The sequence below is a fragment of the Xanthomonas sp. LMG 12460 genome (genome assembly GCF_009192895.1).
In the GTDB taxonomy this organism is placed as follows: Bacteria; Pseudomonadota; Gammaproteobacteria; order Xanthomonadales; family Xanthomonadaceae; genus Xanthomonas_A; species Xanthomonas_A sontii.
On record NZ_NKUH01000018.1, the window covers coordinates 33,382 to 48,439 of the forward strand.

The 15,058-nt window shown below is 68.2% G+C and carries 16 protein-coding genes and 1 tRNA gene; 2 read left to right on the forward strand and 15 right to left on the reverse strand.

Annotated features, from left to right (window positions below; all coding sequences use genetic code 11):
* Nucleotides 1–435 precede the first annotated feature (435 nt).
* Entirely contained in the window at nt 436–1,062 is a 627-nt protein-coding gene (locus CEK66_RS03935; RefSeq protein ID WP_017912596.1) for a TetR/AcrR family transcriptional regulator, read from the forward strand.
* 265 nt (nt 1,063–1,327) lie between these two features.
* On the opposite strand, the gene CEK66_RS03940 is transcribed toward CEK66_RS03935, so the two are convergent.
* Entirely contained in the window at nt 1,328–2,236 is a 909-nt protein-coding gene (locus tag CEK66_RS03940; RefSeq protein WP_152236018.1) for a LysR family transcriptional regulator ArgP, read from the reverse strand.
* 106 nt (nt 2,237–2,342) lie between these two features.
* On the opposite strand from CEK66_RS03940, the gene CEK66_RS03945 reads away from it, so the two are divergent.
* Nucleotides 2,343–2,960 carry a LysE/ArgO family amino acid transporter gene (locus tag CEK66_RS03945; RefSeq protein WP_152236040.1) on the forward strand — a complete coding sequence of 206 codons (618 nt, stop codon included), beginning with the start codon at nt 2,343–2,345 and terminating at the stop codon, nt 2,958–2,960.
* A 197-nt stretch (nt 2,961–3,157) separates the two neighbouring features.
* On the opposite strand, the gene CEK66_RS03950 is transcribed toward CEK66_RS03945, so the two are convergent.
* The 14 genes from CEK66_RS03950 to ruvC form a co-directional block, all read right to left on the reverse strand.
* Nucleotides 3,158–3,233, reverse strand: a tRNA-Lys gene (locus CEK66_RS03950).
* Nucleotides 3,234–3,297: 64 nt separating this feature from the next.
* Nucleotides 3,298–3,963 carry a 7-cyano-7-deazaguanine synthase QueC gene (queC, locus tag CEK66_RS03955; protein ID WP_026143259.1) on the reverse strand — a complete coding sequence of 222 codons (666 nt, stop codon included), beginning with the start codon at nt 3,961–3,963 and terminating at the stop codon, nt 3,298–3,300.
* Between the two features lie 182 nt (nt 3,964–4,145).
* Nucleotides 4,146–4,823, reverse strand: coding sequence for a 7-carboxy-7-deazaguanine synthase QueE (gene queE / locus CEK66_RS03960; RefSeq protein ID WP_043091803.1), 678 nt, complete (start codon nt 4,821–4,823; stop codon nt 4,146–4,148).
* 46 nt (nt 4,824–4,869) lie between these two features.
* Complete coding sequence (gene ybgF, locus CEK66_RS03965) at nt 4,870–5,697, reverse strand: tol-pal system protein YbgF (RefSeq protein WP_043091802.1); 828 nt, start codon at nt 5,695–5,697, stop codon at nt 4,870–4,872.
* A gap of 6 nt (nt 5,698–5,703) precedes the next feature.
* Nucleotides 5,704–6,222 (reverse strand): peptidoglycan-associated lipoprotein Pal, encoded by a 519-nt coding sequence (gene pal, locus CEK66_RS03970; RefSeq protein ID WP_010344309.1) that lies wholly within the window; start codon nt 6,220–6,222, stop codon nt 5,704–5,706.
* A 68-nt stretch (nt 6,223–6,290) separates the two neighbouring features.
* Nucleotides 6,291–7,610, reverse strand: a complete 1,320-nt coding sequence (gene tolB, locus CEK66_RS03975) for a Tol-Pal system beta propeller repeat protein TolB (RefSeq protein ID WP_010344310.1) — start codon at nt 7,608–7,610, stop codon at nt 6,291–6,293.
* 171 nt (nt 7,611–7,781) lie between these two features.
* The gene (tolA, locus tag CEK66_RS03980) at nt 7,782–8,726 is read right to left on the reverse strand and encodes a cell envelope integrity protein TolA (RefSeq protein WP_173003373.1); all 945 of its coding nucleotides are present in this window, start codon (nt 8,724–8,726) and stop codon (nt 7,782–7,784) included.
* Nucleotides 8,727–8,772: 46 nt separating this feature from the next.
* Nucleotides 8,773–9,210 carry a protein TolR gene (gene tolR / locus CEK66_RS03985; RefSeq protein WP_017907449.1) on the reverse strand — a complete coding sequence of 146 codons (438 nt, stop codon included), beginning with the start codon at nt 9,208–9,210 and terminating at the stop codon, nt 8,773–8,775.
* A 37-nt stretch (nt 9,211–9,247) separates the two neighbouring features.
* Nucleotides 9,248–10,024 (reverse strand): protein TolQ, encoded by a 777-nt coding sequence (gene tolQ / locus CEK66_RS03990; protein ID WP_017907448.1) that lies wholly within the window; start codon nt 10,022–10,024, stop codon nt 9,248–9,250.
* A complete protein-coding gene (gene ybgC, locus CEK66_RS03995) occupies nt 10,021–10,494 on the reverse strand; it encodes a tol-pal system-associated acyl-CoA thioesterase (protein WP_039725849.1) in 474 nt (157 codons plus the stop codon). The genes tolQ and ybgC overlap by 4 nt, the downstream gene beginning before the upstream one ends.
* A gap of 39 nt (nt 10,495–10,533) precedes the next feature.
* Nucleotides 10,534–11,571: a Holliday junction branch migration DNA helicase RuvB gene (ruvB, locus tag CEK66_RS04000; protein WP_152236019.1), complete on the reverse strand. Its 1,038-nt coding sequence runs from the start codon at nt 11,569–11,571 to the stop codon at nt 10,534–10,536.
* A gap of 182 nt (nt 11,572–11,753) precedes the next feature.
* Nucleotides 11,754–13,595: a potassium transporter Kup gene (locus tag CEK66_RS04005; RefSeq protein ID WP_225851637.1), complete on the reverse strand. Its 1,842-nt coding sequence runs from the start codon at nt 13,593–13,595 to the stop codon at nt 11,754–11,756.
* Nucleotides 13,596–13,725: 130 nt separating this feature from the next.
* Nucleotides 13,726–14,310, reverse strand: a complete 585-nt coding sequence (gene ruvA / locus CEK66_RS04010; protein WP_017907444.1) for a Holliday junction branch migration protein RuvA — start codon at nt 14,308–14,310, stop codon at nt 13,726–13,728.
* A 124-nt stretch (nt 14,311–14,434) separates the two neighbouring features.
* Nucleotides 14,435–15,031: a crossover junction endodeoxyribonuclease RuvC gene (gene ruvC, locus CEK66_RS04015; RefSeq protein ID WP_226975086.1), complete on the reverse strand. Its 597-nt coding sequence runs from the start codon at nt 15,029–15,031 to the stop codon at nt 14,435–14,437.
* Nucleotides 15,032–15,058: the final 27 nt, after the last annotated feature.

Sequence of the window (15,058 nt, forward strand, 5' to 3'; positions counted from 1 at the left end):
CGAAGTTGACAGTAGTGCCCGCCGGACTCCCAGGCTGGTCCGCACGCGGCCTGGAACTTTCCGACAGCGCGTGTCCCCCTGTTCACATCCGCAATCGCAGCATCCCGCGGTGCGCCGTGTCGTGCCGGCACCACTGAAACCGCCCGCTCCCACGCTCGCGCTCCAGCACCCAGTCATGCAGTCATGCCCGCTGCGTCCATTGCGCGCGCGAAGCGCGCATCGACACCCCCACTCGAGAGTGCCGCCCGTCACGGTGGTGGCTACGGGATCGACCGACTTGCCGCCGCACGCGCGACCGCGACGCATCGCGTCTACAATCGCGCTGCCTTTGTCGGCATGCCGTCCGCGGCGGCGTCACGCATCGCGTGCGCGTCGCGGCCGGTCGCCCGGCATACCTCCCCTTCATGTGGCATCGCTTCCCCCCGAGCTCACGCCATGTCCAACGTAGTCCGGCTGCACAGCGCCCGCGAACGCGAGCAGCGCCTGCACGATGACGTCCTCGATGCGGCCGAGCGCTGCATCGTCGAGAACGGCCTCGGCGCCACCACCTTCGAACTGATCGCCGGGACCGCCGAGGTTTCCTGCAGCGCGGTACGTCGGCAGTTCGACGACAAGCGCAGCCTGGTCCAGGCGCTGATGGAACGCGGCTACGAGCGTGCGATCCGCACCATGTGGCTGCTGCAACCGCCGCCGCACCAGGACGCGACCACGTTCATCGCCGGGGCATTGGAAGACTGGCTGGTGGCCGATGCCAACCAGCGGCGGCGGCGCCTGGATCTGGAGATGGACCTGGCCGCCGCACGCGACCCCGAACTGGCGCAGTACGCGCGTCGGCTCAACGTGTCCCTGGTGCAGAACCTCGGCGACCTGCTGCGGCGCATGCTGCGCGACCACGGCTGGAGCGGCAGCGAAGCCGAATTCCAGGCCCGCGTCTACGCGGTCGCGGCGATGTGCGGCGGCCTGCACATGATGATGACCACCGGCGTGGAGCTCAACCGCATGCATCTGCAGTTGATCCTGAGCGAGAGCCTGGCCGGGATCTTCAGCACGGCGCAGGCCTGATGCCGTCGTCCGCCGTTGCCTTCTCCCTGACGGCTCGTCCCCCCATCACCGACGCCTTGACCGGGATCCTGATGCGCCCTGCGGACACAGACGCCCGCGCTGCGTTCCTGCGCGAGGCGGCATGAGGCCGAGCGGCGTCACCTGCGAAACGACCCCGACCTGATCCCCAGCAGCACTCGGCGTCGATGCACTGCTGCCGTCACAAGCAGGAGGTCGCCCTGGACGATGGTCGGCGCCGGAGCAAGCGACCCACCGCGAGCGACGCTCAGGCAAGCGGCGCTGACGCGTGCATGCCCTTCGCTGCGGCACGCAGCGCCTGAGCGATGTGCTGCAGCGTCCTGGAACGGACCGCGACATGCTGCCAGTACAGCGGCACGTCGAGCCAGCGCTGCGCATCGACGACCACGATCTGCCGCTGCCGCAGCGCGGCCACCAGCATCGGCTCCGGCGCCAGGCACCAGCCCAGTCCACGCGCGGCCGCCTCGACGAAGCCGATGGAGGTCGGCAGGTAGTGGATCGGCGGGTGCAACCGCGCGCGGGTGATGCGCCGCACGAAACGCTCTTGCAGCGCGTCCTTGCGGTTGTAGACGATCATCGGGGCGCGGGCCAGCGCCGCCGCATCCAGGCCGTCGGCAAAGTAGCGGGCGAAAAACGCCGGCGAGGCGATCGCGCGGTAGCGCATCGCGCCCAGCGACAGCACATTGCAGCCCTGCAACGCCTTGCCAACGGAGGTGACGGCACCGAGCACCGCGCCGCTGCGCAACAGCTCCAGCGTGTGGTCCTGGTCGTCCACCTGGATATCGAACAGGTAGCCATGCGCGTCGTGCAGCGCCGCCAGCGCATCCAGGAACCAGGTCTGCAGCGAATCGTCGTTGACGGCGATGGCGATGCTGCGTGCCGCTGCACTGCTCGCAGGCGCGGGCAACAGGTCGGCCACCGCCTCGGCCTCCAGCACCTGCATCGGCCGCACGCTGCGCAGCAGGCGCTCCCCGGCGGGGGTCGGCCGGCATGGAGCCTGGCGCACGATCAGCACCTGGCCAAGCCGGTCTTCCAGTGCCTTGATCCGCTGCGAGACCGCCGACGGCGTCAGCGCCAGGCGGCGCGCGGCGGCCTCGAAGCTGCCTTCTTCCAGGACGGCGGCGAAGGCGGACAGCTGGGGGTGGAGCAGATCCATGGCGGTTTTGCGGATTAGAGATTCTTCAGAGCGTACAGAAAAACGAGTTTGGCTAATCACACCGACGCGTGCAGCATGCTCGCCCATGTTCCAGAACCTCAACGCTATGGGGCTGCACGCACTGTTGGCCGGCCTCGTCGCCGGCGCCGGTCTGATCGTCGCCATCGGCGCGCAGAACGCCTTTGTGCTGCGCCAGGGACTGCAGCGTCGGCATGTCGGCCTGGTCGTGGTAGTGTGCGCCGCCAGCGACATCGCGCTGATCGTCCTCGGCGTGTCCGGCATCGGTGCCGTGGTGGATGCCTGGCCCGGCGTGCTGCAGGCCTTGCGCTTCGGCGGCGCGGCCTTCCTCGGCGCCTACGCGCTACTTGCGGCACGACGCGCCTGGCGCGGCACTGGCGGCCTGCTGGCGCACGGCGAGGATCAGCGGAGCTGGCAACGCGTCCTGCTGACCTGCCTGGCCTTCACCTTCCTCAATCCACATGTCTACCTGGACACCATGGTGCTGCTGGGCAGCCTCTCCACGCGCTACCCGGGACAACTGCGCTGGGCCTTCGCACTCGGCGCCTGCCTGGCCAGCGCGACCTGGTTCGGCAGCCTGGGCTACGGCGCGCGGCTGCTGCAGCCCGTGTTCCGCAAGCCCGCTGCGTGGCGGTTGCTGGATGCGGCGGTCGCGCTGTTCATGCTGGGCTTGTGCCTCGCGTTGCTCCTGCAGCCTTTGGGGTGAGCGATCGGGATGCGGTGGCTGCCAACCAGTGCGACTGGCCACGCTTGCAGCTTTCGCGCAATGGCGGAAGTGAATGCAGCAAGCCGACGACCACGCAATCCCGACAAGGAAGCAGCGCACCTCGCGTTGAATTCAGGAGTGATGTCCGAAGCTGGCGAAAAAACCGCCAAAGGCGACGCGTGACCCGCTGAGCGGAGTGGTGGGCCGTGATGGATTCGAACCATCGACCAAAAGATTAAAAGTCTTCTGCTCTACCGACTGAGCTAACGGCCCAAAACAAGACCCCGGCGTTGCACCGGGGCGCGTAGTCTACCCCAGCATGGGGCGTTTCGCGAAATCAGGCGTAGCGGGTCGGGTCGGCGACGCCGGCGTCGGCGAAGCCGGCCGCGCGCAGGCGGCAGGCATCGCAGTGGCCGCAGGCGCGGCCGGCGTCGTCGGCGCGGTAGCAGGACACGGTCAGGCCGAAGTCCACGCCCAGGCGCACGCCTTCGCGCACGATGTCGGCCTTGCTCATGTGCTGCAACGGCGCATGCACGCGCAGCCCGGCACCCTCCACCCCGGCCTTGGTCGCCAGGTTGGCCAGGGTCTGGAACGCGTCGATGAACTCGGGGCGGCAATCGGGATAGCCGGAATAGTCCACGGCGTTGACCCCGCAGAAGATGTCGGCCGCGCCCAGCACCTCGGCCCAGCCCAGCGCCACCGACAGCATGATGGTGTTGCGCGCCGGCACATAGGTGACCGGGATGCCGTCGCCACCGGCGTCCGGCACCTCGATGTCGTCGGTCAGCGCCGAGCCGCCGATGCTGCGCAGGTCGACGTTGACGGTCTTGTGCGCCACCGCGCCGAGCGCCGAAGCAACACGCGCGGCGGCGTCCAGTTCGGAGGTATGGCGCTGGCCGTAGCGCACGCTCAAGGCATGCACCGCGAAACCCTGCGCACGGGCGATGGCGACGACGACGGCGGAGTCCATGCCACCGGAGAGAAGGACGACGGCGTTTTTCATCTGGGTGCCGGGAGTGGGGAATGGGGAAACGGGAATGGGAAAAGCGTAGCAGTCAGGCTGGACCTGGAAGACCGAAGGTCTTCGAGAAGCGAAAGCGGATCAGGTAGAGCCACGCCTACCGCGCGGCGCTCTCCAATTCCCGTTTCCCCATTCCCGATTCCTAGCTGCGCGCCAGCGCGCAGCTACCGCCCCGGCTCGTCGTTCCACAGCAGCTTGTGCAACTGCATCTGGAACCGCACCGGCAGGCGATCGGCGACGATCCAGTCGGCCAGGTCGCGTGCGGTCAGTTCGCTCTTGCTCGGCGAGAACCAGACGGTGCAGCGCGTGTCCAGTCGGTGTTCGGCGACCACGGCGCGCGCCCATTCGTAGTCGGCGCGGCCGCACAGGACGAACTTGATCTGGTCGCGCGCGGTCAGCAGCGGCAGGTTCTCCCAGCGGTTGCGGTGCGCTTCCTGCGACGCCGGGGTCTTGATGTCGAGCACCCGCGACACCCGCGGGTCGACTTCGGCGATGTCCAGCGCGCCGGAGGTCTCCAGCGACACGTCGTAGCCGGCGTCGCAGAGGCGCTGCAGCAGCTGCAGGCAGCGCTTCTGCGCCAGCGGTTCGCCGCCGGTGACGCAGACGTGGCGCACGCCATGGCGCGCCACTTCTTCAAGAATCGCGTCGATGTCCCACCACTGCCCGCCATGGAAGGCGTAGGCGGTGTCGCAGTAGCTGCAGCGCAGCGGGCAGCCGGTCAGGCGCACGAACACGGTGGGCCAGCCGGCGCTCTCGGCTTCGCCCTGCAGCGACAGGAAGATCTCCGTCAGCTTCAGGCGGGGCAGCGGGCTTTGGACGATATCGCTGGGAACGGCGGCCATGGCGGGAGAAAAGTGCTCCCGCGACGGCGGCGGCAGCGTTAGGGGCTCAGCGCAGCTGCTGGCCGAGACGGATCGACTGCAGGCGGTCCTGCGCGGTCCGCGCGGCATCGGAGCCAGGATACTTCGCGCCGACCTGCTGCAGGGTCTGCTCGGCATCCTGGACGCGGCCTTCGCCGTACTGGGACAGGCCCAGCTTGAGCAGCGCGCCCGGCGCCTTGTCGTGGGTCGGATAGCGGCCGATCAGGTCCTGGAACTGGGCCTCGGCCAACTGGAAGTTCTTGGTGGCGTAGTAGCTCTCGCCCAGCCAGTACAGCGCGTTCGGCGCATACACGCCGTTCGGGTAGGCCTGCAGGAAGTTCTGGAACAGGTTCGCCGAGTCGGCGTACTTGCCCGCCTTCAGGGCATCGAAGGCGACATTGTAGGCGGCCCGCTCGTCACCCGCGGCGGCCAGGGTGCCGGCGTCGCCGTGCACAGACGGCGGCGGCTCGGCGACGGCGGACGGCTTGCCTGCGGGCGCGGCCGGCGCGACAGCCGGTGCGGTGCCACTGGCCGGCGGCAGCGACGGCGTCGCCCCTGCCCCTGCACCACTCTCCAGCCGGCCCACGCGGCCATCCAGGTCCAGGTACTGGTCCTTGATCTGCTGCTTGAGCTGGTCGTTGCTGTGCTGCAGTTGTTCGATCGTGGCTTCCATCGACTGCATCTGCGTCCGCAGCTGGTTGAGCTGGTTCAGGATGTCGGTGTTGGCCTGGGTATTCATGGCCTGCTGCTCGAGCGCGGAAACGCGGTCGGCCAGGCTTGCGCGCTGCGCATGAGCCGGCGCGGCGGCCACTAGGGCCGCCGCGACGATCATCGATGTAAGGACACCGATACGCATCTTTTCTTACTGCGCCGTGTAGACGATCTCGACGCGACGGTTCTGCGACCAGCAGGACTCGTTCGACTCGGTGCAGACCGGACGCTCTTCGCCGTAGCTGACCACGGTCAGCTGCGCAGCCGAGCCACCGTTGGCCTGCAGCGCCGAGGACACGGCGTTGGCACGACGCTCGCCCAGGCCCATGTTGTACTCGCGCGAACCGCGCTCGTCGGTGTTGCCCTGCAGGGTGATGCGCGAGGACGGACGGTCACGCAGGTACTTGGCGTGGCAGGCCATGATCGCCTGGAACTCCGGCTTCACGGTGTCCTTGTCCAGGTCGAAGTAGACCACGCGCTGACGCAGGCAGGAATCGGTGTCCAGGTCGCCCGGGCCGTACAGACCGGAGGTCGACGGGCCGGTCGGGGCGGTGGTACCGGTGGTGCCGGTGGTGTCGGTCTGGGGCTGTTCCTTGACCTTCTTGGCGCAGCCGGCCAGAGCTGCAACGGACAACAGCGAAACAAGCAGAACGCGGGTGGTCTTGTTCATGGGGATACCTTGTGGCTCCTGGGCCGATGAGGGGTTCAACAGCGAAATATTAACACCAAACTTACATGTCAACGTGCGGTGCGATACGGCGACCAGGACGGCTCGCGCACGTCGCCATCGGCGAGCACCAGGCGCTGCCGCACACGGGCATCGGCCGAGACCGCGTACAGCACGCCACGGCCGCCTTCACGCGCCGCATACAGCACCATGCTGGCGTTGGGGGCGAAGCTCGGCGACTCGTCCAGCGAGCCGGTCGACAGCGTGCTCCAGCGCGGCGAACCCAGGCTGCGGTCCATCATCGCGATCTTGTAGGTGTTGCCGCTGCCCTGGGCCACGACCAGCTTGTTGCCGTCGAAGGACACGCTCGGGGTCGCGTTGTAGTTGCCCTGGAAGGTGATGCGGGTGGCGCTGCCGCCGGTGGCCGGCACCTGGTAGATCTGCGGGCGGCCGCTGCGGTCGGAGGTGAAGTAGATGCTGTTGCCGTCCGGCGCCCAGGTCGGCTCGGTGTCGATGCCGAAGTGGTTGGTCAGCTGGGTCAGCTGCTTGCTGCCCAGATCCATCACGTAGATCTCCGGGTTGCCGCTGCGCGACAGCGCCAGGGCCAGCTTCTTGCCGTCCGGCGAGAACGACGGCGCGCCGTTGATGCCGCGGAAGCTGGACACCAGCTGGCGCGCACCGGTAGCGATGTCCTGGATGTAGATCGACGAGTTGCCGCGCTCGAAGCTCACGTAGGCCAGCTTCTTGCCGTCCGGGCTCCAGTTCGGCGACAGCAGCGGCTCGGCCGAGCGGACGATGGTCTGCGGGTTGTAGCCGTCGGAGTCGGCCACCATCAGCGCATAACGCATCGCCCCGCCCTTGCCGCTGGCGGTGACGTAGGCGATGCGGGTCCAGAACGCGCCGCGCACGCCGGTGATCTTCTCGTAGATGGCGTCGGCCATCTGGTGGGCGACGTCGCGCATGGCGTTGGCGCGAGCGGTCATCGCCAGGCCGAGCATGCGCTCGCCCTTGCCCACGTCGAACAGTTCGTACTCGACCCGGTAGGCGCCTTCGCCGGCATCCATCACCCGGCCGACCACCAGATAGCTCTGCTTCAGCGCACGCCAGGTGGCGAACTGCACCTCGCTGCCGCGGGTCGGGCGCTCCACGATCTGCGATTCGGGCAGGTTGCGGAACTGGCCGGAGCGATCCAGGTCGGCGCGAACCACCGCGGCGACGTCGGTGCTCGGCGGGGTCGCCGATCCCTGGTACGGCATCGGCACGACGGTGATCGGGGTCGCCGAGGCATTGCCGCCGACGATGTCGATTTCCAGGCCCTTGTCCTGCGCGGACGCGGCGAGAGGCAGCAACAGGGCGGTGAGAACGGCAAGCCAGCGCGGCAGTTTCTTCATGGGTCGCTCAGCAGGATCGGAAAGGCGCAAGAGATAGCAATGCGCGGGTGAACGTATTCGCAATCATGAACCATCGCCATGTGAAGCCGATGGCAGGACGCAGCACATTATCGCCCATCGCATGTCGGGTGGATGGCTGGGGCGCGCGCAACGCGGCGTCAGCCGCCGGGGTCATTGGTCCTGGGCGGTGAAGTTGAAGGTCAGGTTGCGCGCAAACACGGTCTCGAAGCCACGGTAGGGCAAGGGCTGGGCACGCAGCACCGCGGCCTCGATCGAGCGGCGGCCGGCCTCGTCGTAGGGACAGTCGGGGCTGACCTTGGCCTGCATGACCTGGCCACCTGGGATCTGGGTGATCGAGATCTTGCACTTCTGCCCCAGCGGCACCGAGTCCGGGCGCACCCACTGACTCAGCACCGCCTGCTGGATCGCCGCGGCGTACTTGGCCTGCAGGTCGGTGTTGGTGCCGTTCTGGCCCGGCGCCTGCTGCGGCGTGGTGGCCGCGGCCGCCGACGCCTTCTTGGCGTTCAGGTCGGCGATCTGCTGCAGCTTCTGCTGGGCCAGTTGCGCCTCGCGCTCCAGCTTCTCGCGCTGCTTGCGGATGTCGGCGATCTTCTTCTGCCGCTCCTCTTCCTGCTGCGCGGCCAGGCGCTGCTTCTGCTCGGCCTCCTGCTGGCGCTTCTGCTCGGTCAGGTCGATCTGTTCCTGGCGGCGCTTGGCCTCCTGCTCCTGCTTCTCCTTTTCCTGGGAGATCGCGGTGCGGGTGGCGCGGTCCTGGTCGACCTTGTCCGGCACCGGGACGAAGTCCTGCGCCTTCTGCTGCTGCGGGGTCGGCGCCTGCTGCGGCTTGGGCGTGGGCAGCGGCTGCGGCGGCGGCACCGTGTCTTCTTCGGCGACGTCCTTGACCGGTTCGGGCAGCGGCTCGGGCAAGGGCTTGGGCGCGTCCTTCACCGCTTTCTGCGCCGAGCGCACGTCGGCGGCCGAGACCACCAGCGAGGCCTCGACCATCGGCGAACCGGCGGCGGGTTCGACCTGGCGCACCGGCGACCACCACCAGGCCAGGAAGAACAGCAGTGCGATCAGCACGTGCACGCCCACCGCCAGCGCGATGCCGTACATCAGGCCGTCGTTGTCGCCCCTGGCCAGCGGCGGTCGGTTTTCGGCTTCAGCGTGCATTGTTTCCGGGCTGACTCATCAAGCCGACCTTGGGCACCCCGGCCTGCTGCAGCATGACCATGGTGTCCATGACCAGTTGGTAGTTCGAGGTGCCGGGCGCGGCGACGAACACCGGCACGTCCTTGTTCTGGCCGACGAAGGCCTGGATCTTCGCCTTCAGCTCCGGCGCGGCGATCTTCTCCGGCTTGCCGTCCTGCAGGGTCAGGGTGTAGCGGCCTTCGGCATCGACGGTGACGATCACCGGATCCTTCTTGCTCTCCACCGAGCGCGCGGTGGAATCGGGCAGGTCCACGTCCACGCTCAGGCTGAGCAAGGGCGCGGTGACCATGAAGATGATCAGCAGCACCAGCATCACGTCGATGTACGGCACGACGTTGATCTCGGACTTGAGCTTGCGGCGCTTGCGGCGGGAAATGGCGGCAGTCATGCGGGAATCCTGGGAGTCGTGGACAGGCGGGCGACGCTCAGTCGCCGCTGGCCTGGCGCTGCAGGATGGAGCTGAACTCTTCGGAGAAGGTCTCGAAGCGCACGGCCAGGCGCTCGACCCGGGTGGTGAAGCGGTTGTAGGCCCACACCGCCGGGATCGCCACGAACAGGCCGATGGCGGTGGCGAACAGCGCCTCGGAGATGCCCGGCGCGACCGCGGCGATGCCCGCCTGCTGGCCGCTGTTGATCATGTCGTGCATGGTCACCATGATGCCGAACACGGTGCCGACCAGGCCCACGTACGGGGCGGTGGAGCCGATGTTGGCGAGCAGTTCCAGGTTGCGCTCCAGGCGGTCGACCTCGCGCGCGTAGGTCGCGCGCATCGCCCGCTGCGCGCCTTCCAACTGGATGCGTGCATCGAGCCGGCGCTTGTCGCGCAGGCGGGTGAATTCGCGGAACCCGGCCTCGAAGATCGCCTCCAGCCCGCCGACCACGCGGTTGCGGTCGGTGGCGCCGGCGTAGAGCTTGCTCAGGTCGGTGCCGGACCAGAAGCGGTTCTCGAAGTCGTCGGCCTCGCGGTTGGCGTCCTTGAACACCTTGCCCTTGCGGAAGATGATGACCCAGCTGATCAGCGAGCCGAGCAGCAACAGCAGCACGATCACCTTGACCGGCAGGCTGGCCTTGACCATCAGGTCCAGGTAGTTGATGCCGCCGTGGGCGGCGGTGCTGGCGACGGCCTGGGTGGCGGTCTGGGTCACGTCCTGCGGCAGCGCCTCCACCACCGTGTCCTGCAGGGCCAGGAGCAATGCGATCATCCGTCGTTCCTCAGTAATTCGGCTTCAGTGATTTCAAGAACTTTCAATGCATCGTGCAGCGCGTCGTCCATGCCGCGCGGGCGGAAGCTGCCGGCGCTGAGCGCGGCCACCCGCACCTGCGCGCGCAACAGCAGCTCCCCGTCGTCGCGGCGGATCGACTGCGCGAACACCAGGCTGGCGCGCTTGCATTGCGACAGCGCGACGCCGACCTGCAGGGAATCGTCCAGGCGTGCCGGGCGCAGGAAGTCGAGCTGCATCGCGCGCACCGCGAACACCAGATCGTGTTGCAGGCGCAGACGCTCCTGACCATACCCCAGCGCCCGCAACCACTCCGTGCGCGCCCGCTCCAGGAAGGCCACGTAGCGCGCGTGGTAGACCACGCCACCGGCGTCGGTATCTTCCCAGTAGACGCGTGTCGGCCAACTGAATAGCCGGGAATCGGGAACGGGGAATGGGGAATCGGCAGTCAAGAGCGGCGCTCCTGTCGATAGCTGGGTAACCAGAACATCCTAGAACAGCGCCCCCGATTCCCCACTCCCGATTCCCAATTCCCGGTGCTTGGGCTGCAAGCCCAGGTGCAGATAGGCCTTGTTGGTGGCCATGCGGCCGCGGGCGGTGCGGATCAGGTAGCCCTGCTGGATCAGGTAGGGCTCGATCACGTCCTCCAGGGTGCCGCGCTCCTCCGACAGCGAGGCGGCCAGCGACTCGACGCCGACCGGGCCGCCGCCGAAGTACTCGATGATGGTGCGCAGCATGCGCCGGTCCAGCTCGTCGAAGCCCTCGGCGTCGACCTTGAGCATCTGCGTGGCGGCCTGCGCCACCGCCAGGTCGATCTGCCCGCCGGCGCGGACCTGGGCGAAGTCGCGGACCCGCCGCAGCAGGCGGTTGGCGATGCGCGGGGTGCCGCGCGCGCGGCGCGCGATCTCGGCGCAGCCATCGGCGTTGCAGGCAATGCCGAGGATGCTGGCGGAGCGGCGCACGATCTGCGCCAGCTCGTCCGGGGTGTAGAAGGCCAGGCGCTGGACGATGCCGAAGCGGTCGCGCAAGGGCGCGGTCAGCAGGCCGGCGCGGGTGGTGGCGCCAATCAGGGTGAACGGCGGCAGGTCGATCTTGATCGAGCGCGCGGCCGGGCCCTCGCCGATCATGATGTCGATCTGGAAGTCTTCCATCGCCGGGTACAGCACTTCTTCCACCACCGGCGACAGGCGGTGGATCTCGTCGATGAACAGCACGTCGTGCGGCTGCAGGTTGGTCAGCAGCGCGGCCAGATCGCCGGCCTTCTCGATCACCGGGCCGGAGGTGACCCGCAGATTGACCCCCAGCTCGTTGGCGATGACATGGCTGAGCGTGGTCTTGCCCAGGCCCGGCGGCCCGAAGATCAGCACATGGTCCATCGCCTCCCCGCGCGCCTTGGCCGCCTCGATGTAGATCGACAGCTGCTCGCGCACCGGCTGCTGGCCGAGATAGTCGTCCAGCCGCTTGGGGCGGATGCTGGCCTCGGCCGCGTCATCCTCGCGGGTGGCGCTGCTGGCGATGATGCGGTCCATGGAAAGCCGGGATTGGGGAATCGGGAATGGGGAATCGAGCGGACAATAGTAGCGGTTGGCGGCACGGCTGGCGCTTACTTTGATGGTCGCCGCCTGGTTTCAGGCCAGACGCCGCGGCCGTTGCCTTTCCCTGTTCCCCATTCCCGCCTCCCCATTCCCAAGGCCGCGACACCGTCGCGGCCTCAGATCTCCACCTGCGCGCCCAGTTCCACTAGGCGGTTGCCGGGGATGCGGAAGAAGCCGGTGGCGGGGGCGGCGTTGCGGTGCATGACTGCGAACAGCTTGTCGCGCCAGATCGGCATGCCGCGGTTGGCGCTGGCCACGATGGTCTCGCGGCTGGCGAAATAGGTGGTGTCCATGGGGTCGAAGTAGATCCCGCCCTGGTCGCAGGAGCGCATCAGCGCCAGCGGCACGTCCGGGGTCTCCATGAAGCCGAAGCGCACGTAGACGCGATAGAACTCGTCGCCGATCGCGTCGATCTTCAGCCGCTGCCCGGCCGCCGCGTACGGCACCTGCAGGGTTTCGACAGTCAGGAACACGTTGCGCTCGTGCAGCACCTTGTTGTGCTTGAGGTTGTGCATCAGCGCGTGCGGCACCACCATCGGGTCGGCGGTCAGGAACACCGCGGTGCCGGGCACGCGCACCGGCGGCGCCAGCATCAGCCCGGGCAGGAAAGTGTCGAGCTTGATGCCGTCCTTGCGGATCTCGTCGTGCAGCAGCTTGCGGCCGCGGCGCCAGGTGCGCATCAGGGTGAACAGGATCAGGCCCAGCAGCAGCGGGAACCACGCGCCGTCCAGGAACTTGATGATGTTGGCGTAGAAGAACGCGCAGTCCACGGCCAGGAAGACCAGGGCGAACAGCCACAGCAGCGGCGCCGGCACGCGTGGGTTGGCGCGCGCGTAGATGACCATCAGCACGGTGGTGATCAGCATGGTGCCGGTGACCGAGACGCCGTAGGCGGTGGCCAGCGAGGTGGAGTCGCCGAAGCCGATCACCGCCACCACCACCAGCGCCAGCAGGCACCAGTTCACCGCCGGCACGTAGATCTGGCCGATCGTGGAGTGCGAGGTGTGGCGGATGTGCATGCGCGGGATGTAGCCCAGCTGCATGGCCTGGCTGGCCACCGAGTAGGCGCCGGTGATCAGCGCCTGCGAGGCGATCACCGTGGCCGCGGTGGCCAGCACGATCATCGGGTACAGCGCCCACTCCGGCACCGCCTCGTAGAACGGATTGCTGACTGCCGCAGGATCGCGCAGCACCAGCGCGCCCTGCCCAAGGTAGGTCAGGGTCAGCATCGGCAGCACCACGCACTGCCACGAGCGGCGGATCGCCTTGGCGCCGAAATGGCCCATGTCCGCGTACAGCGCCTCGCCGCCGGTCACCGCCAGCACCACCGCACCGAGCACGAACACCGCGTGCCAGTTGTGTTCGGCGAAGAAGCGCACGCCCCACCACGGGTTCAGCGCGTGCAGCACTTCCGGCGCGCGCGTCATGTTGTAGACGCCGATCGCGCCCAGCGCCACGAACCAGACCAGGGTGATCGGCCCGAACGCCTTGCCCACCCGCTCGGTGCCGTAGCGCTGGGCCATGAACAGCATGCCCAGCACCACCAGGGTGATCGGCACCACGAACGGTTCCAGCTTGGGCGCGGCCACCTCCAGGCCTTCCACCGCCGACAGCACCGAGATGGCCGGGGTGATCACGCCGTCGCCGAAGAACAGCGAGGCGCCGAAGATGCCGAGGATGCCGACCACGTACATCGAGCGCGAGCCGCCCGGCAGAGTCCGCTGGGCCAGCGCGGTCAGCGCCATGATGCCGCCCTCGCCATCGTTGTCGGCGCGCATGATCACGGTGACGTACTTGACCGTGACCACCAGCATCAGCGCCCAGAACACCAGCGACAGGATGCCCAGCACGGTGTCGTGGTCCGGGGTCAGCCCGTAGTGTGGCGAGAACGCTTCCTTGAGCGTGTACAGCGGACTGGTGCCGATGTCGCCGAAGACCACGCCAATGGCGGTCAGCATCACCCCAAAGCCCGTCTTGGCGTGCGGATCGTGGCTGCCCGGGCGGGCGGCGGAACTGGAGGAGCTGGACATGGTGGGAAGAGTAGCGCCAGAACGTGAAGAAAGAGCGGAAAGCCAAACCGACCCAAGGTCAGCGCAGCGCCGCCTGCAGGGCCTTGCGGATCACCGTGGCGACCTCGTCGCCGTCGGCGGCGGCGTCGCGCGCCATCTTCGCCGCCTCGGCCGGCTTGTAGCCGAGCTGCTGCAGCGCCACCGTGGCTTCGGACACCGCGTCGGTGCCCAGTTGCCCGGTGATCGGCGCACCGCCGCTGAAGTCGGCCGCGCGGTCGCGCAGCTCCACCACCATGCGCTCGGCGGTCTTCTTGCCGATACCGGGGATGCGAGTCAGCGCGGTGACGTCGGCGGCGGTGATCAGCCGCGCGAACTCGTCGACGCTGACCCCGGACAGCACCGCCAGCGCGATCTTCGCGCCGATCCCGCTGACCCGCTGCACGTCCCGGAACAGCCGCCGCTCGCCCTCGCGCAGGAAGCCGTACAGCGACACGCTGTCCTCCTTCTGCGCATAGTGGGTGAACAGGATGACGTCGCGGCCGACGTCGGGCAGGTCGTAGAAGGTGCTCATCGGCGCCTCCAGCTCATACCCCACCCCACCCACGTCGATCACCAGCCACGGCGGCTGCTTGTAGGCCAGGATCCCGCGCAGACGGCCGATCATTGGGCGCCTCGTGCGAGGCGCCGGGATTGGGGAATGGGGAATGGGGAATGGGCAAAGCGGGTGGCCGCTTCACCGCTTCTGCTGTTCCGATTCCCGATTCCCGACTCCCGATTCCCAGCCTTTGTCATTTTCTACTCCACGCCTGCTGCGTGCTGACGCCCAGGCGCTGCGCGGTGGCGCGCACGTGGGCATGGGTGATGGCGACGGCCAGTGCGTCGGCGGCGTCGGCCTGAAGTTTGCCGGTCAGGCTCAGCATGAGACCGACCATGTGTTGCACCTGCTGCTTCTCCGCCGCGCCCTTGCCGACCACGGCGAGCTTGATCTCCTTGGCGGCGTACTCGTGCACCGGCAGTTCGCGCAGCACCGCCGCGCAGATCGCCGCGCCGCGGGCATGGCCGAGCTTCAGTGCCGCGTCGGCGCTCTTGCCCATGAACACGCGCTCGATCGCCACTTCCTGCGGCCGGTACTCCTCGATCAGCGCATCCAGTCCGTGCAGCAGGCGCTTGAGCCGCAGCGCGAAGTCGCCCTCGCCCAGCAGTACCAGCGGCGCGTGGTGCACATGCCGGGTACGGCCGGCCGCGTCCACATCGATGATGCCCACGCCGGTGCGCTGCGAGCCGGGGTCGATGCCGAGGATGCGGGTGGAGCCGGGATTGGGGAATCGGGAATCGGGAATCGTAAAAGCAGCGCCCGTGCGGGCAGAGATGCCCGTGGCAGCCATCGACGTCGGCGATGCCTCCGGCACCGG

Coding starts and splice junctions, on each gene's coding strand:
- CEK66_RS03935 (WP_017912596.1), top strand. CDS start 436: ATGTCCAACGTAGTCCGGCTGCACAGCGCCCGCGAACGCGAGCAGCGC.
- CEK66_RS03940 (WP_152236018.1), bottom strand. CDS start 2,236: ATGGATCTGCTCCACCCCCAGCTGTCCGCCTTCGCCGCCGTCCTGGAA.
- CEK66_RS03945 (WP_152236040.1), top strand. CDS start 2,343: ATGGGGCTGCACGCACTGTTGGCCGGCCTCGTCGCCGGCGCCGGTCTG.
- queC (WP_026143259.1), bottom strand. CDS start 3,963: ATGAAAAACGCCGTCGTCCTTCTCTCCGGTGGCATGGACTCCGCCGTC.
- queE (WP_043091803.1), bottom strand. CDS start 4,823: ATGGCCGCCGTTCCCAGCGATATCGTCCAAAGCCCGCTGCCCCGCCTG.
- ybgF (WP_043091802.1), bottom strand. CDS start 5,697: ATGCGTATCGGTGTCCTTACATCGATGATCGTCGCGGCGGCCCTAGTG.
- pal (WP_010344309.1), bottom strand. CDS start 6,222: ATGAACAAGACCACCCGCGTTCTGCTTGTTTCGCTGTTGTCCGTTGCA.
- tolB (WP_010344310.1), bottom strand. CDS start 7,610: ATGAAGAAACTGCCGCGCTGGCTTGCCGTTCTCACCGCCCTGTTGCTG.
- tolA (WP_173003373.1), bottom strand. CDS start 8,726: ATGTACGGCATCGCGCTGGCGGTGGGCGTGCACGTGCTGATCGCACTG.
- tolR (WP_017907449.1), bottom strand. CDS start 9,210: ATGACTGCCGCCATTTCCCGCCGCAAGCGCCGCAAGCTCAAGTCCGAG.
- tolQ (WP_017907448.1), bottom strand. CDS start 10,024: ATGATCGCATTGCTCCTGGCCCTGCAGGACACGGTGGTGGAGGCGCTG.
- ruvB (WP_152236019.1), bottom strand. CDS start 11,571: ATGGACCGCATCATCGCCAGCAGCGCCACCCGCGAGGATGACGCGGCC.
- CEK66_RS04005 (WP_225851637.1), bottom strand. CDS start 13,595: ATGCTGACCGCCATTGGCGTGGTCTTCGGCGACATCGGCACCAGTCCG.
- ruvA (WP_017907444.1), bottom strand. CDS start 14,310: ATGATCGGCCGTCTGCGCGGGATCCTGGCCTACAAGCAGCCGCCGTGG.
- ruvC (WP_226975086.1), bottom strand. CDS start 15,031: ATGGCTGCCACGGGCATCTCTGCCCGCACGGGCGCTGCTTTTACGATT.